Here is a 12773-nt window from a genome sequence, read left to right as displayed (position 1 = left end):
GGTGCAACTGAGCGCGATCCACACGTACCCCGTCAAGGGGTGTCACCGGCTCGACCACGACGGCGCGCAGGTGCGGCCGTGGGGCCTGGCCGGCGACCGGCGTTGGATGGTCGTCGACGCCGCCGGCGTCGGCGTCACCCAGCGCGAGGTCGCCGGCCTGGTCGCGGTGCGGGCGGAGGCCCGCGACGGCGGCCTCACCCTGCGTGCCCACGGTCGGCCCGACCTCGACGTCCCGGAGCCGTCCGACGGTGAGCCGGTCGCGGTCCGCACCTTCCGCAGCCGGAAGCTGCCGGTGCCCGCGCTCCCGGCCGGGCCGGCGGCGGACGCCTGGTTCAGCGCCCTGCTCGACCGGCCGGTCCGCCTGGTCTGGCTGGCCCGGCCGACCCGCCACATCCCCGCCGGGGACCGGGAGCACGACACCGGCGACCAGGTCAGCTTCGCCGACGCCTACCCGCTGCTGTTGGCCAACGCGGCCTCGCTCGACGCGCTCAACGGGTGGCTCGCCGACGCCGGCGAGCCACCGGTGCCGATGACCCGCTTCCGCCCCAACCTCGTGGTCGAGGGCGTCACCGCCTGGGCCGAGGACGAATGGGTCGGGCGGCCGCTGCGCATCGGCGGCGTGCGCTTCCGCGCCGCCGGGCCGTGCGACCGCTGCGTGGTCACCACCACCGACCAGGAGACCGGCGTACGCGGCAAGGAGCCGCTGCGCACCTTGGGGCGGTACCGCAACGTGCGGCAGAAGCTCCTCTTCGGACTGAACCTGGTACCCGTGACGACCGGCCGCGTCGCCGTGGGCGACGAGGTGGTCGTGGACGGGTGACCGTCCCGGTGGGCTCACGCCGGGGCCGTGACAGCCCCGGTCAGGTCCAGCCACATGAAGATCTCGTCGCGGTCGTCCCCGGGTGCCACCCGGAGCGCGCCGGGCAGCCGGCCGACCTCGCGGTACCCGAGCCGCCGGTAGAACCGATCCAGGCCCAACCCGTCACGGACGGTGACCTGCAGCGCCTGGAAGCCCAGCCGGCGGCCCACCCGCTCGGCCTCGCGCATCAGGTCGACGCCACAACCGTGGCCCTGCGTGTCGGGGTGGACCATCACCCGGGTCAGCACCCGGTAGTGGGTCTTCAGGTGGAACCGGTTGTCGGTGAAGATCGCCATGGCTGCCAGCCGCTCGCCCGCGTACCCGACCAGCAGCCGGTCCGGGCCCTCGGCGATCCCCGCGAGGGTCGGATCGGCGATGGTGCGGACGTCGGCGGCGGTGACCGGCGCGACGAAGCCGACCGCGCCGCCGGCGTTGGTGACGTCGACCCAGAGCGCGACGATCTCCTCGCGCAGGTCGGGCGTCAGGTCAGGGTCGAGGACGAAGCGCAGAGTCACGCCGGCCATCCTGGCCCGCCGGACGTGCGCGCGGCCCTCGATCGTGACGAGCCCGACACACGCGGCCGACGTCGATCACGCCCCTGACGCTGCCCCGCCTAGGCGGAATTGCCTGCCCGAGGCGGGCCGAGAGATGTCATCGGTGCGGGAGAGGGGATTCGAACCCCCACGTCCTTGCGGACACAGGTTCCTAAGACCTGCGCGGCTGCCCATTACGCCACTCCCGCCAGCGTGAAGAGTCTAGAGCGTCGGGCGACGGTGGTGGCGAGGCCGGCAGAGCGAACCGCCCGCGGGTGGTGGGACTTCGTCGCACGAATGCAACGGAGGGCACGCGCCCAGTCGCCGACGGCGACCGGGCGGTCCGGATGGGACATCCGGTGAGGAGGTTGAGCGGCGACCGCGACGGCGAGGAGCGGCCGTACCCGTTTCCTGGAGGCGGCGCGCCAGGCGGTAGACGTGGTGCCGGTGGCAGCCGATGCGGAGCGCTGCCTCGGCGGCCGTCAATTCGCCCCGGACGACCTGTCGCACCAGGTCATCGACCTGCTCTGGGTCGGGCAGCCGCGCGCCGGGCGCCCGCGGTGGCAGCCCGGACGACCCGATGTCCTCCGCCCCGGCCGCGCCTTCTGTGGACCGGCTGTCCGGCCGGCGGTTACGACCGGCGTACGTGGGTGTCTGGCTGTGGCAGTTCGGGCAGACCAGGCGCAGATTGGGTGGACGGTTGTCGAGGAAGTCGCCGTTGATGTGGTCGACGTGAAGAGTCAATGGCCGGCCACGCCAGATTGCCCCTGTGCCGCACTCCTCGCACTCCTCCGGCCCGCCGATGGTGCCGAGGGCCCATTTCGGACGGGTGCCCGGAGTACGCCGGGATCCTTCCGGCAGGCGAACCAGCAACTGCGACGACGTGGTACGTCTCTCACCGCGCCGGCCGCGGTTGTGGGCTTGGCCGGTGAAGTGGGACGTGTCGACGCCGAAGCGCTTGAGCTGCCGGCTGATGTGCGCGTGCGAACCGCCGCTCAGGCGTACGCCGAGCAGCCGCATCACCTCGGTGACGCTGCGGGCGGCGGCGGCCGCCTCGGCAAGTGCCTCAGGGGTGTACCGGTACCGGACCATGCACGCACCGTAGTGACCCGGTGCGACAAATCAGTCGAGGCCGAGGTCGCGGCGCAGCTTGGCGACGTGGCCGGTGGCCTTGACGTTGTAGAGCGCCCGCTCGATCTTCCCGTCGGCGTCGATGACGAACGTCGAGCGGATCACCCCGGTGACCGTCCTGCCGTACATCTGCTTCTCGCCGTACGCCCCGTACGCGGTCAGCACCGCCTTGTCGGTGTCGGCGACGAGCGGGAAGGTGATGGCGTCGCGCTCGCGGAACTTCGCCAGCTTCTCCGGCTTGTCCGGCGAGATGCCGACGACCTCGTAGCCGGCGGCCTGGAGCGAGGCGAGCGAGTCGCGGAAGTCGCAGGCCTGCTTGGTGCAGCCGGGGGTCATCGCGGCCGGGTAGGCGTACAGCACGACCTTGCGGCCGCGCAGGTCGGCCAGCGACAGCGTGTCACCGGTGTCGGTGGGGAGGCGGAACTCGGGGGCGGGGTCGCCGGGGGAGAGGCGGGCGGGCGCGGTCATGGCCCCGACCCTACCGCCGCGCCGGCTCGGCCTCCCGCTCGCGACGCGCGGCGGCCGGACAGCCGGCGAGCTTCGTGATCAACGCCATCCCTTGTTGCCAGATACTGGCAACAGCGACCGACGGCCAATAGGCTGACAGGCGCCGGCGCGGACGGGCCCGCCGACGCGTGGGAGGTCGCGTGGAAACCCTGGCGATGCACATCTCGAACGGGATCATCAACGGTCCCGTCGCCGCGGCCTTCGCGGCGGTCGCGCTTGCCGCGATGGCGTTCTGCGTGCTGCGCGGCCGGCAGGACCTGGACGACCGGTTGGCGCCGATGGCCGGCCTGGTCGCCGCGTTCATCTTCGCCGTGCAGATGCTCAACTTCCCGATCTTCACCGCCGGGGTCAGCGGCCACCTGCTCGGCGGCGCGCTCGCCGCGCTGCTGGTCGGCCCCTGGGTGGGCGCGCTCTGCGTGGCGGTCGTCCTCGTCGTGCAGGCGCTGGTCTTCGGCGACGGTGGCGTCGCCATGCTCGGCCTCAACATCACCAACATGGCGGTGATCGGGACCGCCGCCGCGTACCTGCTGATCGCCGCGCTGCTGCGGGTCCTGCCGCGGACGCCGGCCGGGCTCGCCGTGACGGCGTTCGTGTCCGCGCTGGTCAGCGTCGTGGTGGCCGCGATGGGCTTCGTCGTGCAGTACCAGCTCGGCGGCACCGCCGACCTCGGCGGCAACCTCGCCGCCCTGGCCGGCACGATGGCCGTCTCGCACCTGCTGATCGGCATCGGCGAGGGCCTGATCACCGCGACGACGGTGGTGACCGTCGCGAAGGTCCGGCCCGATCTCGTGTACGCGCTGCGCGCCCTCAAGCCGGCCACGCCGGCGTCCGTCCCCGTTGTCGGAGGTGTCCGGTGAAGAAGCGGTCCTGGGGTTTCGTCATCGGTGGGCTGCTGGTCGCCCTGCTGCTGGCCGGCGTGGTGAGCAACTTCGCCTCGTCGCACCCGGACGGGCTGGACTCGTCGCTGCGGGAGGGCTGCACCTTCGACGCCGACGACAACATCACCGGCGGCAGTTGCCCGGCGCAGCAGGAGAAGGAGCACGAACTCGGCGGTCCGCTGGCCGACTACGGCATCGCGGGGATCGACAACGAGTTCCTCTCCACCGGCCTCTCCGGCGTGCTCGGCGTCCTGCTGACCTTCGCCGTGGCCGGCGGTGCGTTCTGGCTGGTCCGCCGCCGTGGCGCGCCGGCCGCCGACAGCGGAGCCGCCGAGGGCGCGAAGCCGGAGCAGGCACCCGCCGGCCGGGCCGGCTGAGGGTACGACGTTGGGCGCCGGCCACACCCACCCGCTCTACCGGGCGTCCGGCTCGCCGGTGCACCGCCTCCCGCCCGAGGTGAAGATCGCGGCGATGGTGACCTTCACCCTCGCCGTGGTCGCCACGCCCCGGGAGGCGCTCTGGGCCTTCGGGGCGTACGCACTGCTGGTCGCCGCGGTCGCGGCGGCCGCGCGGGTCGGGCCGGGCTGGCTGCTGCGCCGGTCGCTGATCGAGCTGCCGTTCGTCCTGTTCGCCTTCGCCCTGCCGTTCCTCGGCGCGGGCGAGCGGGTCGAGTTCCTCGGCCTGCGGCTGTCCGAGGACGGCCTGTACGGGGCGTGGAACATCCTCGCCAAGGGCACCCTGGGGGTGCTCGCGTCGCTGCTGCTCGCCGCGACCACGACGACCCGGGACCTGATCGTCGGCCTGGACCGGCTGCGCTGCCCGCAGATCCTCACCCAGATCGCCACGTTCATGCTGCGCTACCTGGAGGTGCTGGTCGGCGAGGCCCGCCGGATGCGGGTGGCCCGGATGTCCCGGGGTGACGACCCGCGCTTCGTGTGGCAGCTGCGCGGCTTCGCCGCCGGTGTCGGCGCGCTGTTCCTGCGCGCGTACGAGCGGGGCGAGCGGGTGTACCTGGCGATGCTGTCGCGCGGCTACTCCGGGCGGATGCCGGTCGTGTGGCAGGGCGGGGGCGCGGCGACCGCCGGTCAGTGGGCGGTCGCGGCCACCGTGCCGGCGGTGGCGGCCGCCGTCGCCGCCACCGCGCTCGCCCTGACATGATCGGAGGCGTGCAGCCCACGACTCCGAGCCTCCACGTCCAGGGTGTGCGGTACGCGTACCCGGACGGGCACGTCGCGCTGCACGGGGTCGACCTGACGGTGCCGCGCGGCGACCGGGTGGCGCTGCTCGGCCCGAACGGCGCCGGCAAGACCACCCTGGTGCTGCACCTCAACGGCATCCTCACCGCCAGCGAGGGCAGCGTGTCGGTGGGCGGGTTGACGGTCGGTCCGGACCGGGCGACGCTCGCGGAGGTGCGCCGCCGGGTCGGCATCGTCTTCCAGGACCCGGACGACCAGCTCTTCCTGCCGACCGTGGCGGAGGACGTGGCGTTCGGCCCGGCCAACCTGGGGCTGCGCGGTGCCGAGCTGGCCGCCCGGGTGGACGAGGCGCTCGCCGCGGTGGGGATGAGCGAGCACCGGGACCGCGCGCCGCACCACCTGTCGTTCGGGCAGCGCCGCCGGGTGGCGGTGGCCACCGTGCTCGCCATGCACCCGGAGATCCTGGTGCTCGACGAGCCCTCGTCCAACCTGGACCCGGCCGCCCGGCGCGAGCTGGCCGACATCCTGCGCGCCCTGCCGGTGACCCTGCTGATGGTCACCCACGACCTGCCGTACGCGCTGGAGCTGTGCGACCGCTCGGTGATCCTGGACGCCGGCCGGATCGTCGCCGACGCCCCCACGGTCGACATCCTGACCGACGAGGAGCTGCTGTCCCGCCACCGCCTGGAACTTCCCTACGGTTTCACTCCCCGCCCCACCCCCCGCTGACCCCACCGGATCGATCCCGCTCGCGGCGAGCACGGAGTCATGGCGCCCGGTTGGCGCTTCTCTCGTCCGTCTCGTCTGCCACCACAACTCCATGGTCCGCGGCGGAGGGCAGAGGCGGTGGGGTGGCGGGGCGGGCGGCCCGGGCGGCGGCGTGGAGGCGCAGGGCGCCGGCCGCCAGCGCGCCGGCCCCCGTGACCAGGGTGGCCGTGACCAGCAGCCGCGCGATGGTCGGCGGCCACAGGACCGGGGCGACCGAGCGGGCGAACACCGCCGCGTTCGCCACACCGGCGAACAGGGCCAGGCACGCCCCCGCGAGCGCGACCGAGAAGTCCGCCGCGGGGCGGCGGGCCAGCGCGTACGCCCCGGCGGCGATCGCGCCGAGCCCGGTGAGCAGCGGCCACACCTGACCGCCGAGCAGCCCCAGCAGCAGCGCGCCGGGCCCGTCCGCCCCGGCGTCGAGCTCCCGGCCGACGCTGTAGGTCACACCGGCGGCCCCACCGGCGACGAGGAGCCCGCCCAGCACCGCGAGGGCCCGCCCGCCCGGTGTCGAGCCGGCCGGCAGCAGCCCCAGCGCACCCACCGCGAGCAGGCCGAGCGTCGCGGCCACCCACCAGGTGTACGGATCCGGCGGCGGCACCCAGTCGAGCGTGCCGCGGATCTCCAGGGGCTCGCCGTCTACGCGCAGCGGCACCACCCAGTCGCGGACCCGGTGCTCCCGGTCCGGGGCGGCGCGCACCTGCGGCGGCGGCGTCGACTCCCGCCACAGTGCCCGCTGGTCGTGCCAGCGCACCGTCGTCGAGCCGTCGACCCGCCGCCAGTCCGGCGGGGCGGCCGGGTCCGCCTCGGCGGGGATGCGGGTGTCCCCGGCGAGGGTGCGGTTCAGGTACGTGGCGGGGGAGCTCCGGTTCTCGTACACGCCGTCGGGGCCGACCCGCAGGTACGGCTCGCCGGAGTAACCGATCACCTCGACCGGCTGGTCCCCGGTGTTGGTCAGCTCCAAGCGCGCGCCGGCCTCCACGGCCCGGACGGTGAGCCCGGCCCGGGCGGGGGTGACGGTGCCGACCTCGGTGCGGTAGTCGGTGCCGTCCGGGGCGTCCGCCCCGTGCGCCGCGGCCGGGGCGGCGAGCGCGAGCGTCGCGGCGACGGTACCGGCGAGCACCAGGCCGGCGCGGGTGACGAGGGTGCGGATCACCCGACGGCCTCCACCGCCGCCCGGATGCCCTCGGGCGAGCGGTCGGCGACCGGCTGCCCGTTCACCAGGATGGTCGGGGTGCCCGTGATGCCGGCCTCGCTGGCCTCCTCGGTGACGTGCTCGGTCCACGCGTGGTACGTGTCGTCGCGGACGCAGGAGCCGAACGTGTCCCGGTCGAGCCCGACCTCCACCCCGATGTCGACCAGCTGGTCGTCGCTCAGCCCGGCGCCACCCTCCGACGGCTGCCGCTCGAACAGCGCCTCGGTGAACTCGCGGAACTTCCCACCCGCCGCGGCGCAGCCGGAGGCGGCCGAGGCGCGGGTCGAGTACTCGGTGGTGGAGTAGCGGTTGAGGTAGGCGACCGGGTGGAACACCACCCGAACCTTGCCCTGGTCGGCGAGCTGGTCGATCGTCTCGCCGCTGACCTCCTCGAACTGCTTGCAGGCGGGACAGAGATAGTCCTCGTACACGTCGATGGTGACCGGCCCGGAGCCGTACACGATGCCGGTGCCGGCGTCGTTGGCACCCGGCGGCGCGGTGTACTCGTCGGCGCGCTGGCTGGAGTAGACGCTCCACCCGATCAGGCCGGCGACGACCAGCACGGCGACGGCGGCCACGGACACCCACAGCGTCCGCTTGCGCCGGCGTTCCCGGGCCATCTGCTCCCGGACGACGCGGGCCGCGTCCCGGCGGGCCTTGCCACTACTCATCCTCGTCCTCCACCGCGGGTTCGCTCGTCAGCCAGCCGTCCACCGAGAACGGGGTGCGGGGCCAGATCAGCAGGAAGCCGGCCAGCGCCAGGAATCCCAGGTCCCGGAGGATCTCCGGGAGGTAGCTCGGGGCCTGCCCCTCGGCGAGCTGGCCGCCGCTGCCGAAGCAGCCGCAGTCGATGGCGAGGCCGCGCGACCAGGCCGAGACGATGCCGGCGACGAAGACCACCAGCAGCGCCACCGACACCCCGGCGGACAGCCGCGTGGCGAGCCCGAGCAGCAGGAGTACGCCGAGCGCCAGCTCGACGAAGGGCAGCGCGGCGCCGATCACCGTCGCCACGTCGTACGGGAAGATCTGGTACGCGTTGACCGCCCGGCCGGAGCCGGCCAGGTCACCGACCTTGGAGGCGCCGGCGAGGAGCCAGACCGCGGCCAGGCCGAGCCGGGCGGCGACGCCCACCCAGGGGCGTACGGCGGGCCAGCGGCCGGTGCGCGGTGTGATCACGGTCATTGGTCGTTCCTCGTCCGGCGGAAGTTCCCGTCCCGGGGCGGGTGACGTCGACACCGGCCCTACCCGGCCCGCGCGTCGTCGACCGCCTCGACCAGGTCGGCGCGCGCCCGGGCCACCCGGGACCGGATGGTGCCGACGGGTACCCCCTCCACGGCGGCGGCCTCGGCGTAGGACAGGCCGAGCAGTTGGGTGAGCACGAAGGCGCCCCGCCGCTCGGCGGGCAGCCGGCGGAGCAGGTCGGCGGCGCCGAGCTGGCCGGCGGGGTCGGGATGCGGCCGGTCGGTCCACGCGTCGGCGGTGAGCCGGGCGTCGAGCCGGCGCCGCCGGACGACCGTGCGCAGGTGGTCGGCGCAGGCCCGGCGGGCGATGCCGAGCAGCCAGGTCCGCGCCGAGGAGCCTCCTTCGAAGCCGGGCAGCGCCCGGAATGCCCGCAGGTAGGTCTCCTGGGTGAGGTCGTCCGCGGTGTCCGGGTCGACGAGGGCCGCGACGAACCGCCACACCTCGGCCTGGGTGAGCCGGACGAACGCGGCCTGGGCGACCGGATCCCCGTCGCGGGCGGCGAGCGCCCACTCGGTGGCCCGCGAAGGCCCGCCGGTGGCGTCGGCCGGACCGGCGGCGGCGGTGTGGCGCTGGGCGGGGATCACGACAGTCCAGGTTACGCGGAGCGCCCCGCGCCGGGAGGGCCCTTCGGCCCTTCCATGGTCTGCGCCACGTCGGGAACTTTTCCGGTGCACCGCCCGACTACCCCCTCATGAACTGCGACGACGTACGCGTGGCGCTGTCGGCGCGGCTGGACGGGGAGGACCCGCAGGCGGCGCCAACGGTGCTCGACGCACACACCGAGGGCTGCTCGGCGTGCCGGGCGTGGCTGGCCCGCGCCGAGCAGGTGACCCGGCTGGTCCGGGTCCAGCCGGTGGCCGTGCCGGACCTGACCGCCCCGGTTCTCGCGGCGGTCGCCGCCGACGCGGCGCGTACCGCCCCGGCGGCCGTGCGGCGGGCCCGCCGTCAGGTCCTGCGGGTGGCGGTCGCGGTCGCGGCGGTCGCGCAGTTGTCGATCGCGCTGCCGGTCCTGCTGGCCGGCCTCGGCGTGGCGCAGGACCCGCACACCAGCCGGGAGTTGGCGTCCTTCGACGTCGCCCTCGCCGTCGGGTTCGCGCTCGCGGCGTGGCGTCCCGAGCGGGCCCGGGCGTTCGTTCCGGTGGCGCTCGTGCTCGCGGTGTGCCTGGCCGGCACGAGCGCGGTCGACGTCGCCAACTCCACCACCGCCCTCGTGCACGAGGTGGGCCACCTCGCGGCGGTGTTGCAGGCGGGGCTGCTGTGGGCGCTGGGTCGGGTGAGTGGTGACGGCGACCACCGCCCGTTCGTGCCGGCGGTCGCCGCGGGGCGCGGATGAGGGCCGCCGGTCTGCTGCCGCGGCGACCCGGGCTGGGCGCGGCGGGGTGGTCTGGGCGAGCATGACCGACATGACTGCCGCCCTCCGCCGCTGGTTCGGCCGGCTCAGCGCCACCGCCGGTCTCCTGTTCGTTCTCGTCGCCCTGCTGGTCGCCCCGGCCGGCCCCGCCAGTGCCCACGCGGTGCTGGTGAGCAGCAGCCCGATCGCGTCGGCCGTGGTGCCGAACGCGCCGGCCGAGGTCGTCCTCACGTTCAGCGAGTCCGTCCGCAAGGTGCCCGGCAAGATCCGCGTCCTCGCACCGGACGGCTCGCGCGCCGACCGCGGCGAGCCCGACTTCGACGGGGGCGTCGTCACGATCCCCGTCGATCCGGCCGGCGACCGGGGCACCTACCTGGTCAGCTACCGGGTGATCTCGGCCGACAGCCACCCGGTCTCCGGGGCGTTCACGTACTCGGTCGGCGCCCCCTCGCCGCCACCGGTCGACACCGGCGACGACAACCGGGCCGACGCGGTGGTGGGCGCCGCGGTCAAGGTCGCCAAGTACGTCGGCTACGCCGGCCTGCTGCTCCTGGTCGGCCCGGCGCTGGTCCTCGCCGCGCTCTGGCCGCGGCGGCTGTCCCGCCGGGGGCCCACCCGCCTCGCCTGGACCGGCCTGGGCCTGGTGGTGGTGTCCACCCTCGCGACGCTGTGGCTCCAGGTGCCCTACACCGCCGGTGGCGGCGTGTTCGACGTCACCGGGGAGGGGTTCAGCGGGGTGCTGGGCAGCATGTTCGGCGCGGCCCACCTGGTCCGGCTGGGCCTGCTGGCGGCCGCCGCGTTCCTGCTCCGGCCGCTGCTGGCCGGGCCGGTCGGCGGCACCGACGTGGTGATCCTGGGCATCCTCGGCGGTGCGGCGCTGCTGACCTGGCCGCTGGCCGGCCACCCGGCCGCGTCACCCGCCCCGGCGGTCTCCGTCGTGGTGGACGCCGTGCACCTCGGCAGCATGGCGGTGTGGCTGGGCGGGCTGGTCATGCTCGCGGTCTTCCTGCTGCGCCGGGCCGACGAGCGGGAGCTGGGGGCGATCCTGCCGATCTGGTCCCGCTGGGCCGCGCTGGCCGTGTCCGCGCTGCTGCTCGCCGGCGTCGTGCAGGCGCTGATCGAGGTCGCCACCCCGAGCGCCCTCGTCGGCACCACGTACGGCCGGCTCCTGCTCGGCAAGATCGGGCTGTTCGTGCTGGTGATCGTGGTGGCCGCGTACTCCCGGGCGCTGGTGCGCCGGCGGACCGCCGCCGGCCGGCCGGCGCTGGTGCGGCGGGCGATCTGGGCCGAGCTGGCGATCACCGCGGTGGTGCTCGGCGTCACCGCCACGCTGGTGCAGACCACCCCGGCCCGCACCGCCGCCGCCGACACCGCCGGCAGTGCCAGCGGCTACTTCTCGACCACGCTGTCCAGCTCGCTGGGCTCGCTCCAGGTCGAGGTGGACCCGGCCGAGCGGGGCAACAACAGCGTCCACTTCTACGCGTACACCCCGGAGAACCGGCCCCAGCCGGTGGTGGAGTGGCGGGCCACCGCCGCCCTGCCGTCCGCGGGAATCGAGCCGATCGAGGTGCCGTTGCTGCCACTGACCGACAACCACGTGACCGGCGAGATCAACCTGCCGGCGTCGGGGGAGTGGCAGCTTCGCGTCACCGTCCGTACGTCCGACATCGACCAGGCCACGGTGACCGCCACCGTGCCCGTCCGGTAGAGAAAGGTGCCCATTCCATGATCCGTCTCCGGCGTACCGCAACCGGCGCCGGCACCCTCGCCCTCGGTGCCGTCGCCGCCGCCGTTCTCGGCTTCGCCGCGCCCGCGTCCGCGCACGTCACGGTCAACCCGGAGGAGGCGACCCAGGGCGGCTACGCCCGGCTCGCGTTCCGGGTGCCGAACGAGAGCGACACCGCGTCGACGACGAAGGTCGAGGTGGTGCTGCCGGAGAACGCGCCGGTCGGCTCGGTCTCGACGATGCCGGTCCCCGGCTGGACCGTGGCGGTGGAGAAGCGCAAGCTCGACCAGCCGGTGGAGGTGCACGGCAGCCAGCTCATTGAGGCGGTGTCGAAGCTGACCTGGACCGCCGCCCCGGACGCCGTGATCAAGCCGGGCACGTTCCAGGAGTTCCCGGTTTCGATGGGCCCGCTGCCCAAGGCCGACCAGATGGTCTTCAAGTCGCTCCAGACGTACTCGGACGGCACCGTCGTGCGCTGGATCGAGGAGCCGACCGCCGGCGGCGAGGAGCCGGAGAGCCCGGCGCCGGTGCTGAAGCTGACCGCCGCCTCGCCGTCCGCCGCGCCGGCGGCCGACCCCGCCGGGGAGAGCGAGGTCGAGGCGGACGACGACGAGGCCGAGGGCGCCGGGCTGGCCACCGGTCTCGGCGCCGCCGGCCTGGTCGCCGGCCTGGCCGGCCTGGCGCTCGGCGGGCTGGCGTTCGCCCGGACCCGGCGGGAGCCCGCGCCGAAGGCGTGACCGTACGCACCGCCGTGCCGGCCCGTCGGATTCCTCCGGCGGGCCGGCGCCTTTCCGGGACCGGTGCCGTGGATATCCCCTGATCGGACGGTTCGTCTCGGTAAGGTCGGCCGGGTGTCCGGCTACGGAGGGGGACGAGGCCAATGCGGATCGTGCGGGTGTTCACCGGGGTGCTGCTGCTGACCGTCGGGATTCCGGCGCTGCTCGCCGGCGCCGTGCTCGGGGCGGATCTGACCCTGGACCTGCGCGCCGAGCTACGCGCGGGCTGGACCGCCCCGGTGACCGCCGGCCTGCTGGCCGGTGGGGTGCTGTTCGTGGCGTCGGCCCTGCTCCTGCTGCTGCGGCCGGTACGCGCCCGCGAAGTGGTCTTCGTCGTCGAGCCGGACCAGGTGCCCGTGCTGGCCGGCCGGCTCGGGGTGACGTCCCTGAGCGGGCTCGGCGTCCAGCCGACGCGGGACGGTGACCGCGCGGTCGCGCCGGCCCGCCAACTGGCGTCCGTCGGTGCGCCCCTCGACCGGCCCCGGCCGGCGCTGGGCCCGGTGCCGACGTGCCGTACCGCCGCCGGTCCGGTGCCCGCCGGTCGCCCGGCGACGCTGGCCGACCTCGTGGAGCGGCCGGACGGCGGCGGGCCGGAGGCGTCCGGTGAGGGGCCG

15 protein-coding genes, 1 tRNA gene and 1 pseudogene are annotated in these 12773 nt (G+C 74.9%); 9 read left to right on the top strand and 8 right to left on the bottom strand.

From position 1 onward, the window contains the following. Position 1: 1 nt before the first annotated feature. Positions 2-820 (top strand): MOSC N-terminal beta barrel domain-containing protein, encoded by an 819-nt coding sequence (locus AB0873_RS04555; protein WP_366598399.1) that lies wholly within the window; start codon positions 2-4, stop codon positions 818-820. A 14-nt stretch (positions 821-834) separates the two neighbouring features. Here AB0873_RS04555 and AB0873_RS04550 read toward each other — a convergent pair whose 3' ends face one another. The 4 genes from AB0873_RS04550 to bcp all read right to left on the bottom strand — a co-directional run bounded on the left by AB0873_RS04550 (position 835) and on the right by bcp (position 2991). After that, positions 835-1374, bottom strand: a complete 540-nt coding sequence (locus AB0873_RS04550) for a GNAT family N-acetyltransferase (RefSeq protein WP_366598398.1) — start codon at positions 1372-1374, stop codon at positions 835-837. Between the two features lie 143 nt (positions 1375-1517). Then, a tRNA-Leu gene (locus tag AB0873_RS04545) sits at positions 1518-1601 on the bottom strand. A 13-nt stretch (positions 1602-1614) separates the two neighbouring features. Beyond that, a complete protein-coding gene (locus AB0873_RS04540) occupies positions 1615-2484 on the bottom strand; it encodes a hypothetical protein (RefSeq protein WP_366598397.1) in 870 nt (289 codons plus the stop codon). A gap of 30 nt (positions 2485-2514) precedes the next feature. Beyond that, on the bottom strand, positions 2515-2991 hold the full coding sequence (gene bcp / locus AB0873_RS04535; protein WP_366598395.1) for a thioredoxin-dependent thiol peroxidase: 477 nt from the start codon (positions 2989-2991) through the stop codon (positions 2515-2517). Positions 2992-3170: 179 nt separating this feature from the next. Between bcp and AB0873_RS04530 the strand changes: the two genes are divergently transcribed. From AB0873_RS04530 to AB0873_RS04515, 4 genes are read left to right on the top strand one after another with little or no spacing between them, the layout of a single operon-like run. Further along, positions 3171-3887 carry an energy-coupling factor ABC transporter permease gene (locus AB0873_RS04530; RefSeq protein ID WP_366598394.1) on the top strand — a complete coding sequence of 239 codons (717 nt, stop codon included), beginning with the start codon at positions 3171-3173 and terminating at the stop codon, positions 3885-3887. Beyond that, complete coding sequence (locus tag AB0873_RS04525; protein WP_366598392.1) at positions 3884-4285, top strand: PDGLE domain-containing protein; 402 nt, start codon at positions 3884-3886, stop codon at positions 4283-4285. The genes AB0873_RS04530 and AB0873_RS04525 overlap by 4 nt, the downstream gene beginning before the upstream one ends. A 10-nt stretch (positions 4286-4295) precedes the next feature. Then, on the top strand, positions 4296-5066 hold the full coding sequence (gene cbiQ, locus AB0873_RS04520; protein WP_366598390.1) for a cobalt ECF transporter T component CbiQ: 771 nt from the start codon (positions 4296-4298) through the stop codon (positions 5064-5066). Continuing rightward, positions 5063-5833, top strand: coding sequence for an ABC transporter ATP-binding protein (locus AB0873_RS04515; RefSeq protein ID WP_366598389.1), 771 nt, complete (start codon positions 5063-5065; stop codon positions 5831-5833). The genes cbiQ and AB0873_RS04515 overlap by 4 nt, the downstream gene beginning before the upstream one ends. 37 nt (positions 5834-5870) lie before the next feature. Here AB0873_RS04515 and AB0873_RS04510 read toward each other — a convergent pair whose 3' ends face one another. Genes AB0873_RS04510 through AB0873_RS04495 form a run of 4 tightly spaced genes read right to left on the bottom strand, consistent with a single transcriptional unit; the run spans position 5871 to position 8890 of the window. Then, a complete protein-coding gene (locus AB0873_RS04510; RefSeq protein ID WP_366598388.1) occupies positions 5871-7025 on the bottom strand; it encodes a hypothetical protein in 1155 nt (384 codons plus the stop codon). Then, positions 7022-7735, bottom strand: coding sequence for a thioredoxin domain-containing protein (locus tag AB0873_RS04505; RefSeq protein ID WP_366598387.1), 714 nt, complete (start codon positions 7733-7735; stop codon positions 7022-7024). Before AB0873_RS04505 ends, AB0873_RS04510 begins: the two co-directional genes overlap by 4 nt. After that, positions 7728-8246, bottom strand: a complete 519-nt coding sequence (locus tag AB0873_RS04500) for a MauE/DoxX family redox-associated membrane protein (RefSeq protein ID WP_366598386.1) — start codon at positions 8244-8246, stop codon at positions 7728-7730. Before AB0873_RS04500 ends, AB0873_RS04505 begins: the two co-directional genes overlap by 8 nt. A 59-nt stretch (positions 8247-8305) precedes the next feature. Further along, a complete protein-coding gene (locus AB0873_RS04495) occupies positions 8306-8890 on the bottom strand; it encodes a sigma-70 family RNA polymerase sigma factor (protein ID WP_366598385.1) in 585 nt (194 codons plus the stop codon). A gap of 107 nt (positions 8891-8997) precedes the next feature. Here AB0873_RS04495 and AB0873_RS04490 point away from each other — a divergent pair, with 107 nt between their 5' ends. The 4 genes and pseudogenes from AB0873_RS04490 to AB0873_RS04475 all read left to right on the top strand — a co-directional run. Then, entirely contained in the window at positions 8998-9639 is a 642-nt protein-coding gene (locus AB0873_RS04490) for a zf-HC2 domain-containing protein (protein ID WP_366598384.1), read from the top strand. Positions 9640-9700: 61 nt separating this feature from the next. Next, positions 9701-11365 (top strand): copper resistance protein CopC, encoded by a 1665-nt coding sequence (locus AB0873_RS04485; protein WP_366598383.1) that lies wholly within the window; start codon positions 9701-9703, stop codon positions 11363-11365. 17 nt (positions 11366-11382) lie between these two features. Next, a complete protein-coding gene (locus AB0873_RS04480) occupies positions 11383-12120 on the top strand; it encodes a YcnI family protein (protein WP_366598382.1) in 738 nt (245 codons plus the stop codon). Positions 12121-12263: 143 nt separating this feature from the next. Beyond that, positions 12264-12647 (top strand): annotated as a pseudogene (locus AB0873_RS04475) (hypothetical protein); the annotation flags it as partial. Between the last annotated feature and the right edge of the window lie 126 nt (positions 12648-12773).

The organism is Micromonospora sp. NPDC047707 (genome assembly GCF_040704235.1).
In the GTDB taxonomy this organism is placed as follows: domain Bacteria; phylum Actinomycetota; class Actinomycetes; order Mycobacteriales; family Micromonosporaceae; genus Micromonospora.
The sequence above is the reverse complement of the archived record's forward strand: the minus strand, read 5'-3'. Positions and strand labels throughout refer to the sequence as shown.

Excerpts from the sequence above, each read along its gene's own strand:
- AB0873_RS04540 (WP_366598397.1), bottom strand. The coding sequence starts at position 2,484 with ATGGTCCGGTACCGGTACACCCCTGAGGCACTTGCCGAGGCGGCCGCC.
- bcp (WP_366598395.1), bottom strand. The coding sequence starts at position 2,991 with ATGACCGCGCCCGCCCGCCTCTCCCCCGGCGACCCCGCCCCCGAGTTC.
- AB0873_RS04515 (WP_366598389.1), top strand. The coding sequence starts at position 5,063 with ATGATCGGAGGCGTGCAGCCCACGACTCCGAGCCTCCACGTCCAGGGT.
- AB0873_RS04505 (WP_366598387.1), bottom strand. The coding sequence starts at position 7,735 with ATGAGTAGTGGCAAGGCCCGCCGGGACGCGGCCCGCGTCGTCCGGGAG.
- AB0873_RS04500 (WP_366598386.1), bottom strand. The coding sequence starts at position 8,246 with ATGACCGTGATCACACCGCGCACCGGCCGCTGGCCCGCCGTACGCCCC.
- AB0873_RS04490 (WP_366598384.1), top strand. The coding sequence starts at position 8,998 with ATGAACTGCGACGACGTACGCGTGGCGCTGTCGGCGCGGCTGGACGGG.
- AB0873_RS04485 (WP_366598383.1), top strand. The coding sequence starts at position 9,701 with ATGACCGACATGACTGCCGCCCTCCGCCGCTGGTTCGGCCGGCTCAGC.
- AB0873_RS04480 (WP_366598382.1), top strand. The coding sequence starts at position 11,383 with ATGATCCGTCTCCGGCGTACCGCAACCGGCGCCGGCACCCTCGCCCTC.